The 22653-nt window shown below is 56.4% G+C and carries 18 protein-coding genes and 1 pseudogene; 8 read left to right on the forward strand and 11 right to left on the reverse strand.

Annotation, left to right across the window (positions count from 1 at the left end; all coding sequences use genetic code 11):
- Positions 1-316 precede the first annotated feature (316 nt).
- From KGB29_RS01765 to KGB29_RS01790, 6 genes are all read right to left on the reverse strand, one after another.
- A complete protein-coding gene (locus KGB29_RS01765) occupies positions 317-1618 on the reverse strand; it encodes an MFS transporter (RefSeq protein ID WP_041474914.1) in 1302 nt (433 codons plus the stop codon).
- A 47-nt stretch (positions 1619-1665) separates the two neighbouring features.
- On the reverse strand, positions 1666-2823 hold the full coding sequence (gene tcuB, locus KGB29_RS01770; protein WP_095029485.1) for a tricarballylate utilization 4Fe-4S protein TcuB: 1158 nt from the start codon (positions 2821-2823) through the stop codon (positions 1666-1668).
- Entirely contained in the window at positions 2810-4264 is a 1455-nt protein-coding gene (gene tcuA, locus KGB29_RS01775) for an FAD-dependent tricarballylate dehydrogenase TcuA (RefSeq protein WP_223508896.1), read from the reverse strand. Before tcuA ends, tcuB begins: the two co-directional genes overlap by 14 nt.
- Positions 4265-4432: 168 nt before the next feature.
- Positions 4433-5368 carry a LysR substrate-binding domain-containing protein gene (locus KGB29_RS01780; RefSeq protein WP_223508894.1) on the reverse strand — a complete coding sequence of 312 codons (936 nt, stop codon included), beginning with the start codon at positions 5366-5368 and terminating at the stop codon, positions 4433-4435.
- A 147-nt stretch (positions 5369-5515) separates the two neighbouring features.
- On the reverse strand, positions 5516-6334 hold the full coding sequence (locus tag KGB29_RS01785; protein WP_223508879.1) for a helix-turn-helix transcriptional regulator: 819 nt from the start codon (positions 6332-6334) through the stop codon (positions 5516-5518).
- Positions 6335-6407: 73 nt separating this feature from the next.
- Complete coding sequence (locus KGB29_RS01790; protein WP_015095835.1) at positions 6408-7298, reverse strand: LysR family transcriptional regulator; 891 nt, start codon at positions 7296-7298, stop codon at positions 6408-6410.
- Between the two features lie 166 nt (positions 7299-7464).
- Between KGB29_RS01790 and KGB29_RS01795 the strand changes: the two genes are divergently transcribed.
- The 4 genes from KGB29_RS01795 to KGB29_RS01810 all read left to right on the forward strand — a co-directional run bounded on the left by KGB29_RS01795 (position 7465) and on the right by KGB29_RS01810 (position 12703).
- Complete coding sequence (locus KGB29_RS01795) at positions 7465-8547, forward strand: 4-oxalomesaconate tautomerase (RefSeq protein WP_223616213.1); 1083 nt, start codon at positions 7465-7467, stop codon at positions 8545-8547.
- A 44-nt stretch (positions 8548-8591) separates the two neighbouring features.
- On the forward strand, positions 8592-9917 hold the full coding sequence (gene dctA / locus KGB29_RS01800; protein ID WP_223616214.1) for a C4-dicarboxylate transporter DctA: 1326 nt from the start codon (positions 8592-8594) through the stop codon (positions 9915-9917).
- 136 nt (positions 9918-10053) lie between these two features.
- A complete protein-coding gene (locus KGB29_RS01805; RefSeq protein WP_090454507.1) occupies positions 10054-11358 on the forward strand; it encodes a CitMHS family transporter in 1305 nt (434 codons plus the stop codon).
- Between the two features lie 91 nt (positions 11359-11449).
- Positions 11450-12703 carry an OprD family porin gene (locus tag KGB29_RS01810; RefSeq protein WP_159389633.1) on the forward strand — a complete coding sequence of 418 codons (1254 nt, stop codon included), beginning with the start codon at positions 11450-11452 and terminating at the stop codon, positions 12701-12703.
- Between the two features lie 169 nt (positions 12704-12872).
- On the opposite strand, the gene KGB29_RS01815 is transcribed toward KGB29_RS01810, so the two are convergent.
- The 3 genes from KGB29_RS01815 to KGB29_RS01825 form a co-directional block, all read right to left on the reverse strand.
- A complete protein-coding gene (locus KGB29_RS01815; RefSeq protein ID WP_167362855.1) occupies positions 12873-14075 on the reverse strand; it encodes an MFS transporter in 1203 nt (400 codons plus the stop codon).
- A gap of 87 nt (positions 14076-14162) precedes the next feature.
- Positions 14163-15185, reverse strand: coding sequence for an alpha/beta hydrolase (locus KGB29_RS01820; protein WP_218543179.1), 1023 nt, complete (start codon positions 15183-15185; stop codon positions 14163-14165).
- Positions 15186-15238: 53 nt separating this feature from the next.
- Positions 15239-16288: an NAD(P)-dependent alcohol dehydrogenase gene (locus KGB29_RS01825; RefSeq protein ID WP_223543995.1), complete on the reverse strand. Its 1050-nt coding sequence runs from the start codon at positions 16286-16288 to the stop codon at positions 15239-15241.
- A 165-nt stretch (positions 16289-16453) separates the two neighbouring features.
- On the opposite strand from KGB29_RS01825, the gene KGB29_RS01830 reads away from it, so the two are divergent.
- The gene (locus KGB29_RS01830) at positions 16454-17371 is read left to right on the forward strand and encodes an AraC family transcriptional regulator (protein WP_159389636.1); all 918 of its coding nucleotides are present in this window, start codon (positions 16454-16456) and stop codon (positions 17369-17371) included.
- Between the two features lie 231 nt (positions 17372-17602).
- Here the strand turns inward: KGB29_RS01830 and KGB29_RS01835 are convergent, their stop codons facing one another.
- Positions 17603-18352, reverse strand: a complete 750-nt coding sequence (locus KGB29_RS01835) for an NADPH-dependent F420 reductase (protein ID WP_090454517.1) — start codon at positions 18350-18352, stop codon at positions 17603-17605.
- A 101-nt stretch (positions 18353-18453) separates the two neighbouring features.
- Between KGB29_RS01835 and KGB29_RS01840 the strand changes: the two genes are divergently transcribed.
- From KGB29_RS01840 to KGB29_RS01850, 3 genes and pseudogenes are all read left to right on the forward strand, one after another.
- On the forward strand, positions 18454-18861 hold the full coding sequence (locus KGB29_RS01840) for a winged helix-turn-helix transcriptional regulator (protein ID WP_090454518.1): 408 nt from the start codon (positions 18454-18456) through the stop codon (positions 18859-18861).
- A 136-nt stretch (positions 18862-18997) separates the two neighbouring features.
- Positions 18998-19624, forward strand: coding sequence for a TetR/AcrR family transcriptional regulator (locus KGB29_RS01845; protein WP_159389638.1), 627 nt, complete (start codon positions 18998-19000; stop codon positions 19622-19624).
- 195 nt (positions 19625-19819) lie between these two features.
- A pseudogene (locus KGB29_RS01850) lies at positions 19820-21092 on the forward strand (OmpP1/FadL family transporter).
- Between the two features lie 90 nt (positions 21093-21182).
- Here the strand turns inward: KGB29_RS01850 and KGB29_RS01855 are convergent.
- The gene (locus KGB29_RS01855) at positions 21183-22640 is read right to left on the reverse strand and encodes an efflux transporter outer membrane subunit (RefSeq protein ID WP_159389639.1); all 1458 of its coding nucleotides are present in this window, start codon (positions 22638-22640) and stop codon (positions 21183-21185) included.
- Between the last annotated feature and the right edge of the window lie 13 nt (positions 22641-22653).

Here is a 22653-nt window from a genome sequence, read left to right on the forward strand (position 1 = left end):
ATAAATATTCGTTTAAAAACAATATGTTATGGCTGTTTAGTCCCCAGCATGGGGTGCTAGGGGTCGAGTGTTCGAATCACTCCGTCCCGACCATATAAATCAAGGGGTTGCGAGATTTTATCTCGCGGCCACTTTTTATTTATAGGGTTTTTTACCCCTACAAAATGACTGGCTCTCGGTGGAACCCTCACCTCTTTCGGAGGAGATGGGTCTTTAGGCCGAGTATTATCTTGACGAAAGACAGTAATCGACCTCATGCCACTCTAATTCGGTCCCGCCGTGGATCGACGCGTGGTAAGGGTCGGCGATCGAGGAACTAAACGGTTCTGACTGCCAAAGCTTTTTGCCGACGATACAGAATCGTCGTCGCCGTGAACCCGCACACCGCCGCGAACATCAGCCAGTAGGCAGGTGATGCCTTGTCGCCCGTGGCCTGGACAAGCAGCGTCGAGATTGCTGGGGTAAAACCGCCAAACACCGCAGTGGCCAAACTGAAGGCCAGAGAAAATCCGACTACCCGCACGTTCTGTGGCATGACTTCGGTCAGTGCCGCGACCATGGCGCCGTTGTAAATGCCAAAGAAGAATGAGAAGTACAGCAGAACAGCGAGCAGTCGTTCGAAACTCGCCGCCTCTGCCAGCCAGTGCATGGCGGGATAGGCGGTGAAGATGCACAGCAACGATATCGCCAGCAACAGTGGTCGACGGCCAATGCGGTCGGAGAGGGCGCCGCCGATAGGCAGCCAGATAAAGTTGCTGATACCGACCAGCAGTGTGACCGCCAGGCTGTCGGTGGTACTTAAGTTCAGCACTGTCCTGCCAAACGTCGGTGTGTAGACCGTAATCAGGTAGAACGTGGTGGTGGTCATGGACGCCAGCAAGCCGCCCGCCAGCACGGTGCGCCAGTTGTCACGCATCGAGCGAAAAACTTCGCGAGTGGTTGGGCGATGGCTGCGAGCAGTGAAGGCAGCGGTTTCTTCCAGTGAGCGGCGAATAATGAAAATGAACGGGATGATCACGCAGCCAATGAAGAACGGAATTCGCCACCCCCAATCGGCGATCTCAGCGGCTTGCATCGTGGCATTGATCGTGTAGCCCAACGCGGCCGCGACGACGATCGCTACCTGTTGGCTGGCCGATTGCCAACTGGTGTAGAAACCGGTGTGACCGGGGGTGGAAATTTCCGCCAGATACACGGAAACACCGCCCATTTCCGCGCCGGCGGAGAAGCCCTGTAACAGCCTGCCCAATAACACCAGAATCGGTGCCGCCACGCCGATGGCGGCATAGCCCGGCACCAGGGCGATCAATACGGTACCGGCGGCCATGATCGACAGCGTCACGATCAGCCCCTTGCGACGGCCCACCTTGTCGATGTACGCCCCCAGCACAATGGCGCCTAACGGACGCATCAGGAATCCGGAGCCGAATACCGCGAAGGTCATCATCAACGAGGCAAACTCGCTGGTGGCTGGAAAGAAGGTCTGGGAGATGTAGGTCGCGTAGAACCCGAACAGAAAGAAGTCGAACTGCTCGAGGAAGTTACCGCTGGTGACCCGCAAAATGGCGCCCAATTTGGACCCCTTGGCTCGGGTTGTTGCCGTTGTCGTTTTCATCATGGCTACCGTTATGCTCACTATTGTTTTTGGAATGAGTGCTTTAACCGTCAGTCGCTGCCGGCGTTGATCGGGTTGGGTTGACGCTTCTCGATGGCATGTTTGAGCAGCGCTGCGCTGCGGAATATTCCATGGGCGAATTTGCTGTAGGGCATGGTCAAGAAAAACGCCATAACCAGGCCGAGGTGGATAGCCAACATCAAGCCCAAGGCGCTGGTTTCACGCAAAGCCAGTAGCGCCAGGCCGCTTGCGCTGACCAGGAACAGCAGCGCGATGAAGCCGCGATCCATGGGCTTTTGGTTCTCATCGCCGTGCGCCGGGTTGCGACGCAGGTTCAGCCAAAGAAGACCCGCCGGGCCGATCAGCAGGCCGATGCCACCGGCAATACCCAACATTACCGGCAAGCTGAAGATCGGATAAGGCGCCGACCACTTCAGCAGATAGTGAAAGAGCGTGGCGATACCGGTGGCGGCGAAGCACAGCATGAAGCCGTAGAAGGTGAGGTGATGGAATCGGCGTCGCCACAAGGTGAATTGATCGTCAGCGTTGTTGCAGCCCTCGCCATGGCCGCCGTCCAGATATTTGAGTTTCGCGACGTTGGCCGTAGCCTCCAATGCAGCGGACGTTTTCAACGGCAGTGGCGCTGCGACCGGTGAAACGTTGCGCCAGAAGCGCCGTACACCCATGGTCAGGGCAAGTACCGCAAAGCCGAACACTGTGCCGAACATCAGCGCCAGGGTGTTATGCGGGAAAATCTTGTAGAAGTTGCCCCCGGGAATGGCCGTGAACAGGTTGCCCATGAGCATCAGGGTCAGGCATAAAAACAAGGCCAGTCCCCCACCGGAAGCCAGCGCCAGGGTCAGGCCGTTGCGCTGATACAACCTGCCCATCACTTGCGGCCAGGCGTATTCGGCGTAAGTATCCAGGCGCACTTTGGCCATGGCTTTGGGTATGTTGACGTCGAATTCGTGTGGGGCGGCGTACTGACAGGCGTGCAGGCACGCGCCGCAGTTATGGCACAAGTTCGCCAGGTAATGGATGTCGGCCTGAGTGAATTCCAAGCGCCGGGTCATCGCCGGAAATACCGCGCAAAAGCCTTCGCAATAACGGCAGGCATTGCAGATGGTCATCTGCCGCTGGACTTCACTTTCGTCAAGATTCAAAACCGGGATCAACCCGCCCGACGCTTGGGGATCAAACAGTTGCATGTCGAGACTCCGTGTTTGCAGATGAAATGCCAAAGCCCACCGAAGCGGCCGCCTGCACACCGGCGATGCGGCCAAACGCAGTACCGATGGCCATGCCGATGCCGGCGGTGTAGCCCTTGCCCAGGATGTTGCCGGCCATCATTTCTCCCGCAACAAACAGGTTGGGGCTCGCTTTGCCGTTGAAATGCACGGCAGCGGTTTCGTCGGTGGCAAGGCCGAGGTAGGTGAACGTGACACCCGGTTTAAGCGGGTAGGCGTAGAAAGGTGGTTTCACCAATGGCCGCGCCCAATGGGTTTTGGCGGGCGTCAGTCCTTGGGTGTGGCAGTCGTCCAACGCCGTGTGATCGAACGTGCCAACGCGGCAGGCGCTGTTGTAGTCATCGACAGTCTTGACGAATTTTTCTTGAGGCAGCTTCAACAGGCGGGCAAGGTCTTGCAGCGTATTGGCGGTGGTGCCGGGAAAGACCGGCGGCATGAAGCGGCCGAGGGCTTGTTGATCGATGATCGAATACGCCTGCTGACCGGGTTGTCCGGCCACCAGACGCCCCCAGATCGCATAACGTTTTGGCCAGAAATCCTCACCTTCGTCGTAGAAGCGTTCGCCATCACGATTGACCACTACACCCAGCGATACGCAGTCGATTCGGGTGCAGATGCCGCCGTCGTAGAGTGGCGCGCGGGCATCAATCGCGACCATGTGTGCTTGCGTCGGATCGCCGATCACATCGGCGCCAAGGTCGAGCATGCGCCGTAGCAAAATGCCGGTGTTGAATCGGGTGCCCCGGATCAGGAAATTATCCGATGGCCATTCACCGCGTTCGTTCTGACCCCAGGCTTCGCGCAGCCATTCACGGTTGGATTCGAAGCCGCCGGCCGCCAGCACGCAGGCCCGGGCTTCAATGCGTTCGGCGGCGAAACGCTGACCATCGACCTCATGTTCGCCCACATGAGCGGCAACGAATTTCCCCTCATCCAACTCGATGTCGGTCACTTGCGTGTTGTATCGAACTTTTACACCCAGGCGTTCGGCGCTGCGGAAATACGCATTGACCAGCGCTTTGCCGCCGCCCATAAAAAATGCATTGGTCCGCGCCACGTGCAGCGCGCCGGACAGCGGTGGCTGAAAATGCACGCCGTGTGAACGCATCCAATCGCGGCAAGAAGACGATGCCCGAATGGCAATGCGTGCAAGCTTTTCATCCGTGAGGCCACCGGTAACCTTCAACAGGTCTTGCCAGTATTCTTCTTCCGGATAAGCATCGATCAGCACGTCCTGCGGTTCGTCGTGCATGCACCGCAGGTTACGGGTGTGTTGGGAGTTGCCACCGCGCCAGATTTTCGGAGACGCTTCCAGCAGCATCACGCTGGCGCCCGCTTCTCGCGCCATCAGAGCGGCGCACAAGGCAGCATTGCCACCCCCTATGATTAAGACATCGATCATTATCGCTCCTCGATTTGCAAGGAAACGGGAACGAAGTGCTCCTTGCGAGTGGGGAGAACGATAGGGTGGGGAAGGAGTGGCCGAAAGGCTGCTTTTGACGCGGGGTGTTTAGTTTTTCTAAAGGCGTTGTCGTCAGGAGAGACTTATGTGTCCGGGGTTGAGCGAGGATTACGCGTCTACCCCTTCTATCCACGTAGCTCCAGGCCACTGTTTGTCGACGACCAACTGTCGCGCCACATCGACGATGACCAACCGCGTTGCCAGCGCCGCCGGAGAGAGTTCGTCGTCAGCCAGCGTCGCCAGAAGATTACGCCGACCCACATGGGGATCGGCAATCTTGATCAGTGAAAGCCCGGACCCGTCTTTCAATGCTGCGGCCGCCCCCGGTTGTATCGTTGCCGCATGACCGGCCCGAACGGCGTTCATCAAAACAGCGAGACCGTCGACTTCCATAATGACATTGGGTGTTAGTCCGACCCGCTCGAACGCACTCATCAATGCCGAGCGCAATCCATGTTGCGCGCTGGGCATCACCAGCGGCAGGCCGCCGAGGTCGGCTAACTGCACGCGGTCACCAGAAGGTGCTTGAGGCAGGCTGGGCGAGGCGATGACAAACAGCTTTTCATCCAGCAGCGGAGTCACGCTCCAGCGTTTACCCCCTTCGAGCTGGAACAGGATGGCCAGATCAATTTGCCGTGCGTTGAGCTGCGCCGCCAAGTGGCCGGAAAGCATTTCCACCAAATGCAGTTGTATGTCCGGATAACGCGCACGCATTGCGTTGATCAACGGCAACGCGAGTACCGTCGCGGTAGTCGGTGGTAAGCCGACGCTGACATAACCGCTCATTCGCCCGCGATGGGCGGCCATGATGGCATTTTCCGCCTGGCGTAGCGTCAGTTGGGCATGGTGTAAAAACGCAAATCCGGCGCTAGTGGGCGTCACACCGGTGGAGGTTCGATTCAGGAGACGGGTGCACAGTTCGCTTTCCAGCTTGGAGATTTGTTGACTGAGGGCTGACACACCAACGTCCAGTTCAAGTGCCGCACGCCCCAGGCTGCCAAGCTCAATGATTTTTACGAAATAGCGCAGTTGTCTCAATTCCAATGTGGTTGCTCCCAGCGAATTTTTTGTTCAAATACTTGAACGTTTGCCACGCAAGTTACGAAGTCGGAATGGCCACCCATGGCTAGCGGTGAATGAAAGATGCTCAGACTCGCGGTTTTTCGCCAATGTTCAGTATTCAACGCCTGTTCAGGACCAACGACCTCTCACTACCAGCCCCAGCAATTCTCGATGTCCACTGACTCCCACCTTTCGATAAAGTCGCTTGATGTAGGTAGCGGCGCTTGAGCGCTGGATGCCCATCAGGGGCGCAATGTCTTCCGCCCCCAGGCCACTGAGCAAATGCCTGAGCAGTTCACGGTCCCGACGAGTCAGTTCAGGATAGAGCAATTCGACGCGTTGACTTAACAAGGACGGCATCTGATTGGCTTCGATAAAAGCGCGATAGTGCAAACGCGTGACTTGAATCAGTAACGGCGCAACCGACTCGATAAATTCAATTTCGTGCTGATTGAAATTGCCGTGCTCACGACCTCGATAGAAGTTGATCGACAGCCAAGCCCCGCCCTCTTCCTGATGATTGAGCAAGGCCATGCGCTGAGAGATTTGCGGTTGCTCGTAGCAGACCCGCCGATAGTCACGATGGGTGATGTCTTCAACTGACTGAAGCTGAGCCAGGATTCGCGCGCCGCCGTATTTTGCCCGGTGACCGAGCATCGCTTGGCGGTTGCCGTCCAGGCTGTGAAAACGCTCGACGTAGTCCCGAGAGATACGCGATATCTGCACGAGTCTTGCCTGATCGGAACACGACAACACCTGCGGCTCCTGGCCTTCCGGATAAGCGAAAATTGTACATTGAGCCAGCAGCATTTCACCCCGCACCAAGGTCAGTAACTCTGCCGCCAACCAGGTTCGGCAATCCTCGCCGACCCGCGCCAATAGATGAGCAATTTCCCCTGTCGTCAGTGGGTTCTGAGGGTAAACGTTAGTAAGCAGCCAATGGTTCATTCAGGGATCAGTTCACGTGATGAAGGTTGGCGTTCGTGGGGTAGTGCGCGTACCAGCACTTAAGAGCGTGAGGTCATTTTTCCCATTGTTCGAGCAGTATTGAGACGAATTTTTCCGCTGCCGGAGAGAGTGAAGCTCCTCGACGGTAAACCAGTCCCAACGATCGGTTAACTATGGGCTCTATCAAAGGGACGCTTACCAATGTTGGATGATCCACAGCAGGCATTGCGAGGCTCGGCATTGCCGAGACTCCTAAGCCAGCCTCTACCAGGCCCAGTGATGTAGACAGGTGTTGCACCTCATAGAACCATTGTGGACGCCAGCTCAAGCCTGACAAAGCGTGGTCAAGCAACATGCGGTTGCCGCTTAGGCGACCGACCCCGATAAGGCGGTAATTGCTAAGTTCAGACCAGGTTACCGAGCTACGCTCGGCCAGCTCATGATCGCGTCGACAAGCTAAAACAAAAGGCTCGTTGACCAACGGCACGAACTCTATGTCTGGGTGCTGTCCGCTCATCATGTTGATGCCAAAGTCGGCTTCGCCACGCAGAACAGCCTCCAGCCCTTCGTTCGCACTGAGATCAAGCAAGCGAATGCGGATTTGTGGATAGCGCTCGTTGTAGAGGCGGATTACCGAAGGGAGGAAGTAGAAGGCTGCGGTTGGGATGCAGGCAAGGGTTACACGGCCGCTCTGCCGCTCCGCCAACTCTCGGATGTTAAGTATCGAGTCGTCGAAGTCATCCAATAAGCGTCGTGCCTTGGGCAGGAAGTCTCGCCCAACGCTGGTGAGGCTTACCCTTCTTGTCGTGCGATCAAGAAGCGCTGTTCCCAATCCCTCTTCAAGCTTTTTCATTCTCCGACTCAGCGCGGGTTGAGAGAGATGCAATGCATCGGCAGCTTCGTGGAAGCTTCCAAGTTCGGCGATCTTCACGAAAGATCGGATGTCATTGAGCTCATAATTCACTTTTTTATCTCACTAGCCGAGAGTTGTTAAGCCCAGTCAGCCTAAATTTATCATTCGTAAAACGCAATAATCAGGCTGATATTTGCATTGGAAACAATTTTTAAAGCCTGCGACTCTTGCTCACAAGACATCAATTACCCCGATTGATCAACAAGAGTTAGTGTTCATGCAACGAATTCCCTGTGTGCTAATGCGCGGTGGTACTTCCAAGGGCCCAGTGTTCCTCGCCTGGGATCTACCTGTTGCGATCGAAGACCGTGATGAACTGCTGCTCAACCTCATGGGCTCTGGGCATGAACTGGAAATTGACGGCATCGGTGGTGGCAGCCCACAAACCAGCAAGGCGGCGATCGTCAGCCCGTCGCTGCATCCTGAGGCGGATGTCGACTATCTGTTCGTTCAAGTCATGGTCTCCCAGCGTCGAGTCGACACCGCGCCTAATTGCGGCAACATGCTTTGCGCCGTTGGCCCGTTCGCCATCGAGCAGGGGCTGGTAAAAGCCTCCAAAGACCTGACACGTGTGCGTATTCGCAACCTCAACACGGGCACTTTTGTGAACGCCGAGGTACAGACGCCCGGTGGGAAGGTCAGCTATGAAGGTGACACCGCCATCGATGGTGTGCCGGGTACCGCTGCTCCTGTGCAACTCACCTTCCTGGATGCTGCGGGCAGCAAGACCGGCAAGCTTTTCCCAACTGGGCAAACGCAGGATTTGATCGACGGTATTCCAGTGACCTGCATCGACATGGCGATGCCGATGATGATCATCGAAGCTGGCCAACTGGGTAAGCGCGGCGATGAAAGTCCTGCTGAACTGGATGCCGACAAAGAGTTCCTGCGTCGCCTGGAGTCCTTGCGACTGCAAGCCGGCTTGGCAATGGGCCTGGGTGACGTCAGCGACAAAGTGATTCCCAAGCCTGTACTGGTGTCACCGGCCAAGGCTGGCGGCACAATTCAGGTGCGCTACTTCATGCCACACAACTGCCACCGGGCCTTGGCGATCACCGGTTCCATCGGCCTTGCCACCGCTTGTGTCACTGAAGGCAGTGTGGTCGCGCAATTGCTCGGCGGGGTTAGCGAGCCGCGCTTGAAGCAAGTACGCATTGAACATCCAAGTGGCGGGATAGATGTCGTATTGTCCTACACCGGCGATCAGGGTGAGACAATTCGTGCCTCAGTGGTGCGTACATCGCGCAGGCTGTTCTCCGGTTTTGTCTACGCCACGGCTTCCCAACGACTTGCCGGATAACTTCCCCTGGTCATTGCCGTTCTTGCATCAGCACAATTCTAAAAATGGGTGATGCCATGAAAGTTGTAAAATCGCTCTACTTCCAGATTCTCCTCGCCGTGCTGTTGGGTGTGCTGGTCGGACATTTTTGGTCGCAACAGGCCATAGCCTTGAAGCCGCTTGGTGATGCCTTCATCAAGTTGATCAAGATGATGATCGCTCCGGTGGTGTTCTGCACCATCGTCACCGGTATTGCTGGCATGAGCGACAAACGCTCCCTCGGGCGTCTGTTGAGCAAGACCATGCTGCTGTTCCTGGCACTGACCGTGATCAGTTTGATCATAGGCCTGGTGTCGGTCTACCTGTTCAAACCCGGTGTGGGCATGAACATTGACCCCGCCCAGTTGAGCACCAAGGGACTGTCGCAATACACCGATTCCGCCGCGAAGCTGGGAGTGGTCGATTTTTTCATGCACATCATCCCGGACACTTTCATCGGCGCTTTCAATAAGGGTGAAGTGCTGCCGGTGTTGTTCATCGCGGTGCTTTGCGGTTTCGCACTGTCGGCCATCGGCGAGCGTGGCAAGCCGGTACTGGATGTACTGGAATCCGCCTCGCACATGGTGTTCAAGATTTTCTCCTATCTGATGCGCTTCGCTCCGATCGGTGCTTTTGGCGCGTTGGCATTCACCGTAGGCCAGTACGGTATTACATCGTTGGGCTCGCTGGCCAAGCTGATCATGACCTTGTACGTAGCCTGTGCCTTCTTCGTCTTTGTGGTGCTGGGGAGCATTTGCCGGGCAAATGGCTTCAGTCTCTGGAAGTTGCTGCGCTACTTCCGCGAAGAGTTCCTGGTGGTGCTCGGGACTTCCTCAACCGAGCCGGTGATGCCGCGGATGTTGGAAAAGCTGCAAGCCCTGGGTTGCAAAAAAGGCGTGGTGGGGTTGGTGCTGCCAACGGGGTACTCGTTTAACCTCGACGGTACGGCAATCTACCTATCGCTGGCAGCGGTATTCATTGCTCAAGCTTGCAACATCGATCTAAGCCTGACACAGACCGTGACCATGCTGGCCATCATGCTGTTGTCCTCGAAGGGTGCAGCAGGTGTGACCGGAGCCGGGTTTGTCGCGCTGGCGTCGACACTGACTGTGATCCATGACATTCCCTTGGCCGGCCTTGCACTGCTGATCGGTATTGACCGCTTCATGTCGGAAGCCCGGGCCTTGACCAGTCTGGCAAGCAACGCCGTGGCTACCGTGGTGATGTCCATCTCGGAGAACGCTTGTGATCGCGAGACACTGATGCGGACTCTTGACGGCGAACCGTCGCCCTCCCTGGCACAAACCCAGAGTGAAAACTGGGATGGTCGCAAGGTCACGGAACACGTCTGACCGGACACGCCTGAAACACCCAACAAACATTTCATTCAACTCCCCGCCAGGCACGGCTGATCGTACCGTCTGGCGGGTTCGAGGTCGTGCGCCTGCGCATCGGCCACGCTACTGATAAGAACAAGAGAACTGACCTATGCTCGCATTTCTTGGTTTGGCCATGGTGGTGGTTTTTACCTATCTGATAATGTCGAAACGCCTATCGCCGATTGTCGCCCTGACGGTGGTGCCGATTGTGTTTGCGGTGATTGGCGGTTTTGGCGGTACTACGGGCAAGATGATGCTCGACGGCCTGAAGATGGTTGCGCCTTCGGCTGCGCTTCTGCTGTTCGCCATCCTGTTCTTCGGCCTGATGATTGATGCCGGGTTGTTCGACCCGTTGATTCGTAAAATCCTCAAGCGTGTAAACGGCGATCCGATGAAAATCGCTATTGGCACCGCGCTGCTGTCACTGCTGGTAGCCCTCGACGGCGACGGCACAACCACCTACATGATCACCTGCGCGGCAATGCTGCCGTTGTACAAGCGTATCGGCATGAACCCGATGATTCTGGCGACCATCGCCATGTTGTCCTTGAGCATCATGAGCGGCATGACCCCATGGGGCGGGCCCGCTACAAGGGCGATCGCGGCACTGGGCCTGGATGCCGGCGAGTACTTCGTGCCCTTGCTGCCGACCATGATCGGCGGCGCGATGTGGGTGGTGTTCACCGCTTTCCTCCTGGGCCGTGCCGAGCGTAAGCGCATCGGTAATGTGCAGCTACAGAGCGGTGGCGGTAATTGCTACATCGACGAGATCCTGGGCGATACCCCGCACAAGCGGCCTAAACTTGCATACGTGAACCTGTTGCTGGTGATCGCGGTCATGGTCGCGCTGGTAATGGGGATCATGCACTCGGCGATCCTGTTCCTGATCGGATTTGTCCTGGCACTGATGATCAACTACCCGCAACTGGATATTCAGAAAGAGCGCATTCTCGCCCATTCCGGCAATGCGATGACGGTGGTGCTGCTGGTGTTTGCCGCCGGTATCTTTGCCGGGATTTTCTCGGGCACCAAGATGGTCGACTCCCTGGCGCAAACGCTGGTGGACTGGATTCCGCCATCCTGGGGTCACCTGTTCCCACTGGTGGTGGCGATCACCAGCATGCCGTTGACCTTTGTTCTTTCCAACGATGCTTACTACTTTGGGGTGGTACCCATCTTGGCTAATGCCGCTGCAGCCTATGGCATTGACCCGGTGGAAATCGCCCGCGCGTCGATTCTCGGTCAGCCAGTACACCTGATGAGTCCGTTGGTAGCCTCAACCCTGTTGCTGGTGGGTATGGTCGATCGTGATATCGGCGATTTCCAGAAAGCCACCGTCAAATGGGCGGTACTCACTTCATTAGTAGTCACCGCGCTAGCCCTGTTGACCGGGGCGATCAGTCTCTTCTCCTGATTCACCCCAACCATCTGTTTCTCCTGACGCGCTTCGCTTGCGAGGCGTGCGCTGTTCTGCACTCCAAATAACAACAATGAGTAGTTTGCCAATGACCACTTTGCATACCCAGCGGGCGCTGTTTTCACTTCTTGGTTTGTTGCCGCTGGCCAGCGCCAGTGCAGAAGGATTGATCGACGACAGCAAGCTCAAGCTGCAATTGCGCAACGTCTATTTCAATGAAAATTTCCGCGATGAGCATGGCTTGAGTGCCAAATCAGCAAGGACGGCGAAGAGCGAGCGAACCGAGTGGGCCCAGGGATTTCTGTTGGATTACCAGTCGGGATTTACGCCTGGCACTATCGGGTTTGGTGTTGATGCCCTCGGCCTGCTCGGGGTCAAGCTCGACTCCGGCCGTGGCCGCAGCGGCACTGGCTTGTTGCCCGTACATGATGACGGTCGTGCGGCTGACGAATTCGCAAGTCTGGGTATGACAGCCAAAGCCCAACTGGCCAAGACCACGGTCAAATACGGCACCTTGCTACCCAAGACTCCGGTGCTGATCTATAACGACGCGCGTCTGTTGCCGCAAACGTACCAAGGCACTCAGATCAGTAGCGTCGACATCGAAAACCTCACCCTCACCGGGGGCTACCTGGATCGATTCAAACTGCGTGATTCCAGCGACAGCATGCCGATTGTGCCCGACGGTTACGGCGGAGATAAATCAGGCGACTTCAGCTATGCAGGCGCCGAATACAAGCTGGGAAAGAGCGTTCGTTCGAGTTACTTCTACGGCGAACTGGAAAACTTTTACCGTCAGAACTTTGCAGGTATCCAGCACGATCAGCCCTTGGGCGGCGGCGTGCTGACCAGTGATTTACGCTACTTCAACAGTGTCGATACCGGCTCAGCCTTCGGTGGCAAGATCGACAACAACATGCTGAGCGGGCAACTGTCTTACGCCATCTCTGGCCATACCTTCGGTGGCGGATACCAGACCCTCAGTGGTGATGCCGGATTGCCTTTTATCAGTGGCGCAACGGTTTATTCGTTCAGCAACGCCGGGATAGGCAAGTTTGTCGAGGAGGATGAAAAAACCTGGATGCTTAATTACGGCTATAACTTTGCTGCCGTCGGCGTGCCGGGTCTGACGTTTTCCACCCGGTATCTGAGCGGCAACGACGGTAAGTCCGACACCGCTGTCAAGGAGTGGGAGCGTGATGCCGAACTGGCTTACGTCGTGCAACAAGGCACCTTCAAGGGGCTGGGTGTGCGGTTGCGTAACTACGTTTACCGCTCTGATTATTCCCGTGGCCGAGATAGCAACCGAATCTACTTTACCTACGACATCGCCCTCTGGTGATCCCCTGATTGCGGCCTCGCGATTTTCGCAGGCCGCCTTTTCAGTGGCGGCTTCATAGGATTGGACGGTGGGCAAATCATCGACAGCGCACGCTGACGGTCACGTCCAATTTTCGAGCGTCTCCTCCACCGAAACCGCAAGACATGCCTTGGCGTGTCTTGCGGTTATTTCAAGCAATGCTTACCGATGCAACAGGCTCCCGCGATGCTGCGCGTGCAGCCAGGAAGGCAAGAACGGCCGCCACGCCTAGCAAAGTGGCGCTCAATTCGAAGGTCGCTTGATAGCCGCTCGAGTCGAAGACCAGCCCGCCAACGGTTGCGCCAGACGCAATAGCGAGTTGGATGATCGCCACCATTAAACCGCCTCCCGCTTCAGCAGCGTGTGGCAACGTTCTTGCCAGCCATGTCCACCATCCCACGGGCGCTGCAGTCGCAACCAGTCCCCATGCGCCAAGCAAGACGGTCGTGGTGGCCGTCGAGCTACCGAATGAAACAAGCGCCAGTGCAATCATCGCCATAAAGATCGGGATGACGATGAGGGTTCGATGCAGGCCATTTTTCAAGAACGCTTCAATCAGGAAGGTTCCGGCAAGTCCCGCCAGGCCCAGAACGAGCAACATAAAAGACAGCATGGAGACACTGACGTGCGTGACCGTTTCAAGGAATGGGCGCAAATAGGTAAACAGCATGAACTGGCCCATGAAAAACACACTGACCGCTACCATGCCTAGCGCGACCGGTACGCTTTTCATCAACCTGAAGACGTTTCCAGTGCCTGAGCCGCTTTGCGATTTCATCGGTGGAAGGCTTACAGACAGCCATACACAAGCGACTATCGCGACTGGGATGACGCACAAGAATGCACCGCGCCAGCCAATCAAGGCACCGAGAAAACTGCCCAATGGTGCTGCAATCACAGTCGCCAAAGCGTTGCCGCCGTTGACGATTGCCATGGCGCGTGTGACCTGGTCATCAGGCACAAGGCGCATGGCGGTTGCCGCCGACAGTGACCAGAAGCCACCAATCGCAACACCGATCAGCGCGCGCCCGATCATGAATACCCCGTAGTTCGGTGCGAACGCGACCACTGTTCCGGAAAGGATCATCAACAGCGTCAGTGAAAGAAGTAGCGGTTTACGGTCAACCCGCGCCGCCACCAGCGGGATAAGAAGGCTGGTGAATAAGGCAAACAGCCCCGAAACGGAAATGCCCTGACCGGCTTGTCCTTCGGTGATATGCAGATCGGCGGCAATTGGTGTCAGCAGGCTGACGGGCATGAACTCCGATGCCACCAGCACGAAGGCGGCGAGCGACATGGCCAGGACAGCGCCCCATGAATGTTGAGCTTCATGGGAGGAGGGAAGATGGGGCATTGAAAAATCCTGTATTGCGTGAAGCGTCGCGGCTCCAGAAGCGAAGCCGCGAGAGAGGAACGGTTCCCGTGTGGGTCGCCGATCCGATTACTTCAGATGACTGTTGAAGAACGTGGCCAACTTGGCGAAGGGAATCAAATTGACCCGATCGTAAAGATCCACATGCCCGGCATCTGGAACGATCAGCAACTCTTTGGGTTCGGCCGCCCGTTTGTAGGCGTCCTCGCTGAACTCCCTTGAGTGCGCCGTGGCGCCCGTAATGAAAAGCAGTGGGCGCGGGGAGATGGTCTCGATGTCGTTGAATGGGTAGAAGTTCATGAACTTCACATTGCTGGTCAGCGTCGGCATGGTAGTGGTTTGCGGCGATGCGCTAGCGGGGGTGACCTCGCCGCGCGGAGTGCGGTAGAAATCATAGAACTCGTCACCCACAGCGTTGCCGGTCAGCTTTAGTGGTGAGCCGCTGGTATAGCGAACTTCGCCGCGCCAGAATTCCGCGTTACGTTGCTGCGCCGCATCGCGAATGATTTGCTGGCGTTGTTCCAACGTGACTGAGTGCTTGAGACCGTTACGGTTGGCCGCCCCCATGTCATACATGCTGACCGTGGCGATGGCTTTCAGACGAGGGTCGATCTTGGCGGCGCTGATGGCGAAGCTGCCACTGCCGCAGATACCGATGACGCCGATACGCTCTCGATCAACAATCGGGCGAGTGCCGAGATAGTCCACGGCGGCACTAAAGTCCTCGGCGTAAATATCAGGTGAAACTGCTTGGCGAGGCGTACCTTCGCTCTCACCCCAGAACGACAAGTCCAGTGACAGCGTGATAAATCCCTGCTCGGCCATTTTAGTGGCGTAAAGATTCGCGCTCTGTTCCTTTACTGCACCCATAGGGTGTCCGACGATTATCGCTGCACTCTTTGATTGCGGTTCGAGTCCTTTGAGGGTGAACAAGTTACCTGTCACCTTCATGCCATATTGGTTTTTGAAGTTGACCTTTTCCACGATCACTTTATCGCTGGTGTAGAAGTTGTCTGCGCCGTTCGACATGTTGGCTCCCATTGAAGAAAAAGAGATAACAAGCAGCCCTAGGGCTAGCAAAATTCCTTTCACTGGATATTCCTTTCGATTGAATGGTTGTTCACTGGAGTTTTTGACTCAGGCGTTTAGTCAGCCAACGTGGCGTTGTCGACCACGAAGCGATACTTGACGTCACCCTTGAGCATTCGCTCGTAGGATTCATTTATCTGGTCTGCTCGAACCAGTTCGATGTCGGCGACGATGCCGTGCTCGGCACAGAAATCCAGCATCTCCTGTGTTTCCGGGATGCCTCCGATCATCGAGCCAGCAATCGTTCGGCGCTTCATGATCAGGTTGAATACGTTCGGCGATGGGTGTGGCGAGGCGGGCGCGCCGACCAGCGTCAGCGCACCATCACGCTTGAGCAGCACCAGAAACGCATCAAGATCGTGGGGGGCTGCGACGGTGTTGAGAATGAAGTCGAAACTCTTGGTATGTGCAGCCATTTCTTCAGGTTTGCGCGATACGACGACTTCATCGGCGCCTAACTCCTTTGCCGCCTCGCGCTTGGATTCAGAGGTGGTGAACGCCACGACGTGGGCGCCCATCGCATGAGCCAGCTTGATGCCCATGTGGCCCAGGCCACCGATGCCGACCACGCCTATTTTCTTGCCTGGGCCGGCATTCCAGTGGCGCAGAGGTGAGTAGGTGGTTATGCCCGCGCACAGCAGCGGAGCGACGGCAGCCAGTTGTGCCTCGGGATGGCGGATGCGCAACACGTAGCGCTCATGCACCACGATGTTTTGCGAGTAGCCGCCCAGCGTCCAGCCGGGTGCGTCCGGTGTCGGGAAGTTGTAGGTGCCAACCATGTCGTCGCAGTAGTTTTCTAGGCCAGTCTCACAGTCGTCGCAGTGTTTGCAGCTGTCGACGATGCAGCCTACACCGACCAGATCGCCGACTTTAAAATCCGCTACATGTGCGCCCACCGCTGATACGTGGCCGACAATTTCGTGCCCCGGTACGCAGGGAAATTGCGTGCCTGCCCACTCGGCGCGTACTTGATGCAAATCCGAATGGCAGATGCCACAGAAGGCGATATCGATCTGAACATCATGGGCCGCCGGCTCGCGGCGGTTGATCTGCATCGACTCAAGGGGTTTTTCGCCTGCGTGAGCACCGTAGGCTTTGACAAGCATGGGAGCATCCTCGATGGGTTTGTCGGATGAACATTCTCCCGCTCTGCCCAGACCCTCTGTAGTGCATTGCGCTGGATTACTTGCCTGATTCTATGAGTCTCTGTTTTTTTGCAGGACGGTCGGTAGCTGGCGAGTTAGAGTTCAGTGAAGAGGTACAAGACGAATATGAACAACAACCCCGACGCAGCTCCTCAACAGACATCGCCACAAGAAAAGCTTGCGCAGATCATCGGCGCGCAGATCTCGAAACCAGGTGATTTCGGAACGGCCATTACAGGTCTCGGCTTCTTCAGGCGCGAACATCCAGCACCGCCCATCGTCTGCATGGTCGAGCCAAGCATCATCCTCATCGCCCGGGGTGAGAAACAGCTCTGGGTAGGTGGCGAGGGTTACCCCTACGACACGTCGCGATTTCTGATCACCTCGTTGGACTTACCTGCCAATTCAGAAGTGCTAGCGGCAAGCCCGGAACAGCCATGCCTAGGGCTGACGTTGAAACTCGATCTGCGCATTCTGGCTGAGCTGATAGCGCAAAGTGACCTGCCGCCAACCCGTGATCGATCAGTTGTGAAAGGGGTAGGAATTGGTGCCGTGACACCAGCGATGCTGGCCTCATTTGAGCGCTTACTGGCACTGCTCGATGAGCCGGAGTCCATCCCTGTCCTTGCGCCCTTGATCCAGCGCGAGATTCACTACCGTCTCTTGCAGAGTGATCAGGCGAGCCGGCTTCGACAAATAACGTCTGTCGATGGCCAAGGTTATCGGATCGCGAAAGCCATCGATTGGTTGAAGTTGAATTACACCTTGGCGCTTCGCGTCGATGAACTTGCGGCCCGAGTGCAGATGAGCACTCCGACCTTTCACCACCACTTCCGCCAACTCACCGCGATGAGCCCCTTGCAGTATCAAAAGTGGCTGCGACTGAATGAGGCAAGGCGATTGATGCTCAATGAACACCAGGACGTATCCAGTGCCGCTTTCAAGGTCGGCTATGAAAGCCCATCGCAGTTCAGCCGTGAATACAGCCGGCTGTTTGGCGTACCCCCAAAGAGGGATATTTCGGCGTTGCGAGGGCAGGGGTAGGACCTTCAGTGCGTACAAGGGGCTACATCGACCGGTTAAATCCACAACCCATTGCGGACACTCAGAATGATGAGGGGCTATGGTTGCCTACACGAGGTGGTCGCGGTGATGACTGGCGTCAGAGGTGATGTAGAAATGATCTGACATTAGATTTCGTAGCATCGCTTGGCGATCGTCGGGAAGGTCAACCAGGGTGCCTGGGCCGATAGCTGCCGGTGGGTTACGAGGAGTTCAACTGGCCGCGTTGAAGCTTCGATTAAATTCAACGACGTCATGATGAGAAGGGTTTTTGGCGAATAGTGCAGGGAGTTGCGCATTGAACACCTCTCTCTTCTGCGCGGCGGCTCCCTTGACTGCAGCATTCAGCGCCGGGCGCATCTCTTCAGCGGTGTAATCGCAGCAGTACGCTGGCGTGCAGGGCTGTTGACGCCATGAGTCTTCGAGGCTGCCGCTGTCGACCGGCTCGAATCCAACGTCATCGACAAGTTGCATCACGAGACGCTTATGATTTTCATCGTCCCCCGCAACGGCTACGCCCAGGCGGCCTTCGGCGTCTTTTGGCTTACCAAGATTTTCCAGCGAATAAGCAAGAATATTGTTGAAGGCCTTGATTACCGGTCGGCCAAGCTGCTCGCTGACCCACACGCTCTCGGTTTGACCATTTTCCAAAGCGGCGATGCGCTCGTCTCTCAGGCCCGGGTAGTAATTACTCGTGTCGACCACTGGAACCGAGGATGGCAATGCGGCCAAAAGGTTCTTGGGAAGAGTCGCCATGGCTGGTTGGGGAATGGAAATAATCACAGCATCGGCGCCGTCGAAGACATCGTTCAGATCGCAAGCAATAGCACCCGCTTCCTTGGCAAAAGCGCTTACCGAGTCCTTTCCGCGAGAGTTGGCGACGCTGATCTCGTGGCCAGCAGTGACAAGCTTTCGGGTAAGGGGGCCGCCGATAGATCCAATACCAACGATCGCAATTTTCATAATGCCTCCAGGGATTCAAAGTCCGGATACGTTAGTATCAGCACTGCAAGATCCGCAAGAACCGACGTTTTAGTCTGTAACCCACCAAAAGGTAAGTATCGATGGAGCGCGAGTGGGAATGTGGGAACCCTTTACGACGGCAGGCCTGGTCAGCCGCTATAAACGCTACGCTTCGCGTTTTGGAGGGCAAATGGAAAATTGTGATCATCAATGAGCTGATGGCCGCTAAAGGCCGGCCGCTTCGGTTCTCCGAACTGGAAAAGCTCATTCCCGATGTCACGCAGAAGATGCTCATTCAGCAGTTGAAAGGGCTTCAGCAGGATGACATCGTTCAACGCACCGTATACCCAGAGGTGCCGCCGCGGGTGGAGTACGCGCTGACGGTGCTGGGTCATGCACTCGGCCCGGCTATGACTGCCCTTATAGACTGGGCTGAGCTTCGTCACCAGCACGAGGAGAAGGGGATGGGACTGTCTAGCGTAAGCGACAAGGAACTTTTGGAACGCTAATCCGCCATATGCGATTACTCAAAACGTCAACCCGTTTCAAATCTGATCAACTGTGGTTTTCAAACGTTCGATTTGTGACTATATATATAATTAGTCGCAATTTGTAAGTCCTCGATAGGGTGAGTAAGCTATTTCCATGAATCAGCCATCAATATCTTCATCTTCGCCCAGCACCCGTGGCCCAGCCGATCACGACATTCGAGACCAGATTGTCGCGGCGGCCAACGAGCACTTCAGTCAATACGGCTACAGCAAAACCACGGTTTCCGACCTGGCCAAGGCCATCGGGTTTTCCAAGGCTTACATCTACAAATTCTTTGATTCCAAGCAAGCAATCGGTGAGGCCATCTGCGCTAATTGTCTGGCAGAAATCGTCGCGGCAGTGGAGCAGGCTATCAATGTAGAAGGCCTGTCTCCAACGGAGCGCTTTCGACGTTTGGTCAAAACTGTTATCGCCACCGGTGTGAATCTGTTCTTCAACGACCGAAAACTCTATGACATTGCAGCGTTCGCGGCGTCGGAAAGCTGGCCCAGTACGCAGGCTTATGACGCACAGATCAAAAGCTTCGTGTCGCAAATCGTTCGGGAGGGGCGAGAGATTGGCGAATTTGAACGCAAGACTCCGCTGGATGAAACAGTAGAAGCGATACATCTCGCGCTACGGCCCTTCGTCAATCCCTTGCTGCTGCAGTACAACCTCGATTTCGTCGAGGAGGCGCCCATGCTCACCTCCAACCTCATCTTGCGTAGCCTCATGCCTTGACCTTCGGCTAAAGGTTTACGGCATCCCCGGGTAAGCAACAGATCATCAAACGGCTTTTCACTTGGCCCTTCGTCCATCCGGCGAAGGGCATTTATTTATCTGTATCGTGACCAATGACTGATTTTGTCACATGAGTAAATATGGTGGTCCGTCGCATCTACTGCGTCATCTCAGTGATCCCATAGAGTTCAAACAATGAAAAAAATAGTGCTCAAGAGCCCATTTGGCCTTGCTGTCGTGCTCGCATCCTCAAACGTTTTTGCAAGCGGCTTTGCTCTTAATGAACAGAGCATCAGCGGGATGGGGTCGGGGTTTGCCGGTCGCTCCTCCTCTGCTGAAGATGCGAGCACGGTATTCGGTAATCCCGCGGGAATGTCTCGCTTGAAAAGAGAGCAGGTCAGCGTGGGAGCTTCGACTCTTTTTGCCAAGTCCGACATAAGCCATACCCGCAGTACATTCGGAGGCCAGGAAGACGGCGACATGGTGCCAACCACCACGGTACCTATGGGGTACTACGTCAAACCTATCGATGAGCATTGGGCGTTTGGTGTGGGTTTTTATGTACCTTTCGGTCTGATCACTGACTATGGCAGCGGTTTTGCCGGGCGTTACTACGCCAACAAAAGCGAGGTCACGACTTTTACGTTCCAGCCCACCATCAGCTATGCCTTTAACGACAAAGTTTCGATCGGGTTCGGTCCGACCATCAACCGTATCAGCGGTGAGTTGTCCGGTATGGTGCCCAACCCACTCAGTCCTGGTCGCAACGACGGAAAACTTAAAAGCACTGGCGACGACACTGCCCTCGGTTTCAACGCCGGTATCCTGGTGCAGGCTACAGACCGAACCCGTTTGGGCATGACCTACCATTCCAAGGTCAGTTATCAATTGGATGCCAAGACCAAGGTCACTGACGGCATCTTTAGCGTGTTGGGAGTCAGCGGCCGGAGTTATGACGCTTCGCTGGATGTGGATACCCCGGAGTCAGTGGATCTCTCGGTGACTCATCAGCTTAATAATGACTGGACCCTTTACGTGGGGGAGCACCAGGACTCGCTGGAGTCGCTTCAAAGAATTAACCATCGAGAACACGGGTTTACCCCCTGCGTTGAGCGGCGCGCTGGGCACCATTACCGAAGAGCAGAACTGGCATGATATGGGGGCTCACGCCATCGGCACGGCGTACAAACTGAATGACGAGTGGGTGCTTCGCGCAGGCTTTTCGGTCGATCAGTCACCCACCAATAACATCAATCGTGGACCGCGCATTCCGACGAGCGACAGGAAGGTGATCAGCTTCGGTGCTGGCTGGACTCCGGCAGAGAATGTCACGATCGATGTGGCTTACTCCTACCTGTGGGAGGAGAGCGTTCAGGTCAATGACACCTCGGCGACCCGAGGTGCATACAGTGCCAACTATAAGAACGGTGCGAGCGGGCTCGGTACTTCTGTGAGTTACCGCTTCTAGTTGAGTGCTGTTACACGATAAGTGTCCTGTCGGGAGCACGCGTTGCCTCCCGACCTTCAAGCACACATCTCGGGCCTTTCCCCTCAAGCTTCATCGACTCGTCACCGTGACATCCCGAGGTTGCCAGCCACCACCGAGTGACTTGAATACCGCTACCGCCGCTCGTGCCGACTCCGTTCGCGCTTGCGCCCGAGCATCGGAAGCCTGCAGCATCGTCTCGTCAGCGTGCAGGACATCAATCAGGCTGGCCGTGCCTTTCTCATAGGCAATGAACGACGATTGGCGAGCCTGAGTAAGAGACGCCTCTCCCCCGGTGAGTGTGGTTGCTTGAGCCTCCCGATTCACCAGTGAGGAGAGCGCGTTCTCGACATCCTCGGTGGCGCGCAACACAGACTGACGGTAAGCCGCCAGGGTTTCGGCTTCCTGTCCCTTGGCCTGGTCGATTTGGGCGTTTATGCGACCGAAGTCGAAGAGCCTCCAGCGCAGTCCCAGCAGGCCCGCCGATTGGCTGGCGCCGCCGGTAAAAAGATTGCCGGCGGACACCGCCGTGGCACTGCCCAGCAATGCGCTAAGGGAGAACTTCGGGTAGTACTCGGCAATCGCCTCCCCGATGCGTGCGTTTGAGGCCGCAAGACGGCGCTCGGCCATAATCAGATCAGGCCTGCGGCGCAGCAAATCGGCCGGCGTTCCCATCGCTTTTAACGGCGGTGCTACAGGAATGCTCGCTGCCATTGCAAGTTGTGTGCGGTGAGTGCCTGGCGGGGTGCCGAGCATGACATCCAGTGCATTCATCGCAGCATCCAGACCGGTTTGCAGGACCGGCACTGTCGCTTGAACCTGTGATAGCTCACCCTCGGTCTGGCGAACCTGATAGTTGGCGGCGAGTCCCTTGCTGTAGAGCAATTGGACTTTCTCTAGCAACGCCTGCTGCGTTTTGACTTGCCTGTTGGCAATGTCCAGCCGTGTCTGCAATCCGCGAATAGTGATGTAGACATCGGCGGTCTGCGCGGCGATGGCCAGTCGTGTGGCCGCGACGCCCGCCTGGGACGCCTGGTACTCGGCCAGAGCAGCCTCGCGTCCGCGTCGCAGGCCACCAAAGACATCTGCCTCCCAGCTGGCATCGAGGTTGACCTCGTAGGAATTTCCGTACCGATCATAGCCAGGTGTCGAATTCAACACCTGGCCGAGTGGCGTCTCGATTGACTGGTACGAGCGCGCAGCCTGGCTGCTGATATTCCCCGAAGGCAGTAACGCGGCATTTGCAGCACCCAGTCCGGCCTGCGCCTGTGTGACTCGCGCCGACGCCTGCGCCAGGTCCAGATTCTGCTCTAGTGCCTTGGAAATGAACCCGGTCAGCACTGGATCACCAAAGCCTTCCCACCAAGCGACAAGGCTGGCCGGCATCGTTCCAGGCCGCTGTTCGACAGCAGCTTGACCCAAGTAACGATCCGAAAGCGGAGCGTCTGGACGATGGTAATCCGGACCGACTGCGCAACCGGCCATTAAGCCGGCGCTGACCAAAAGTGCAATTGGACGGAGGGGAGGCATTGAGATTCCTTCA

Origin of the sequence: Pseudomonas sp. BF-B-30, from assembly GCF_019956305.1 — a bacterium.
In the GTDB taxonomy this organism is placed as follows: domain Bacteria; phylum Pseudomonadota; class Gammaproteobacteria; order Pseudomonadales; family Pseudomonadaceae; genus Aquipseudomonas; species Aquipseudomonas jessenii.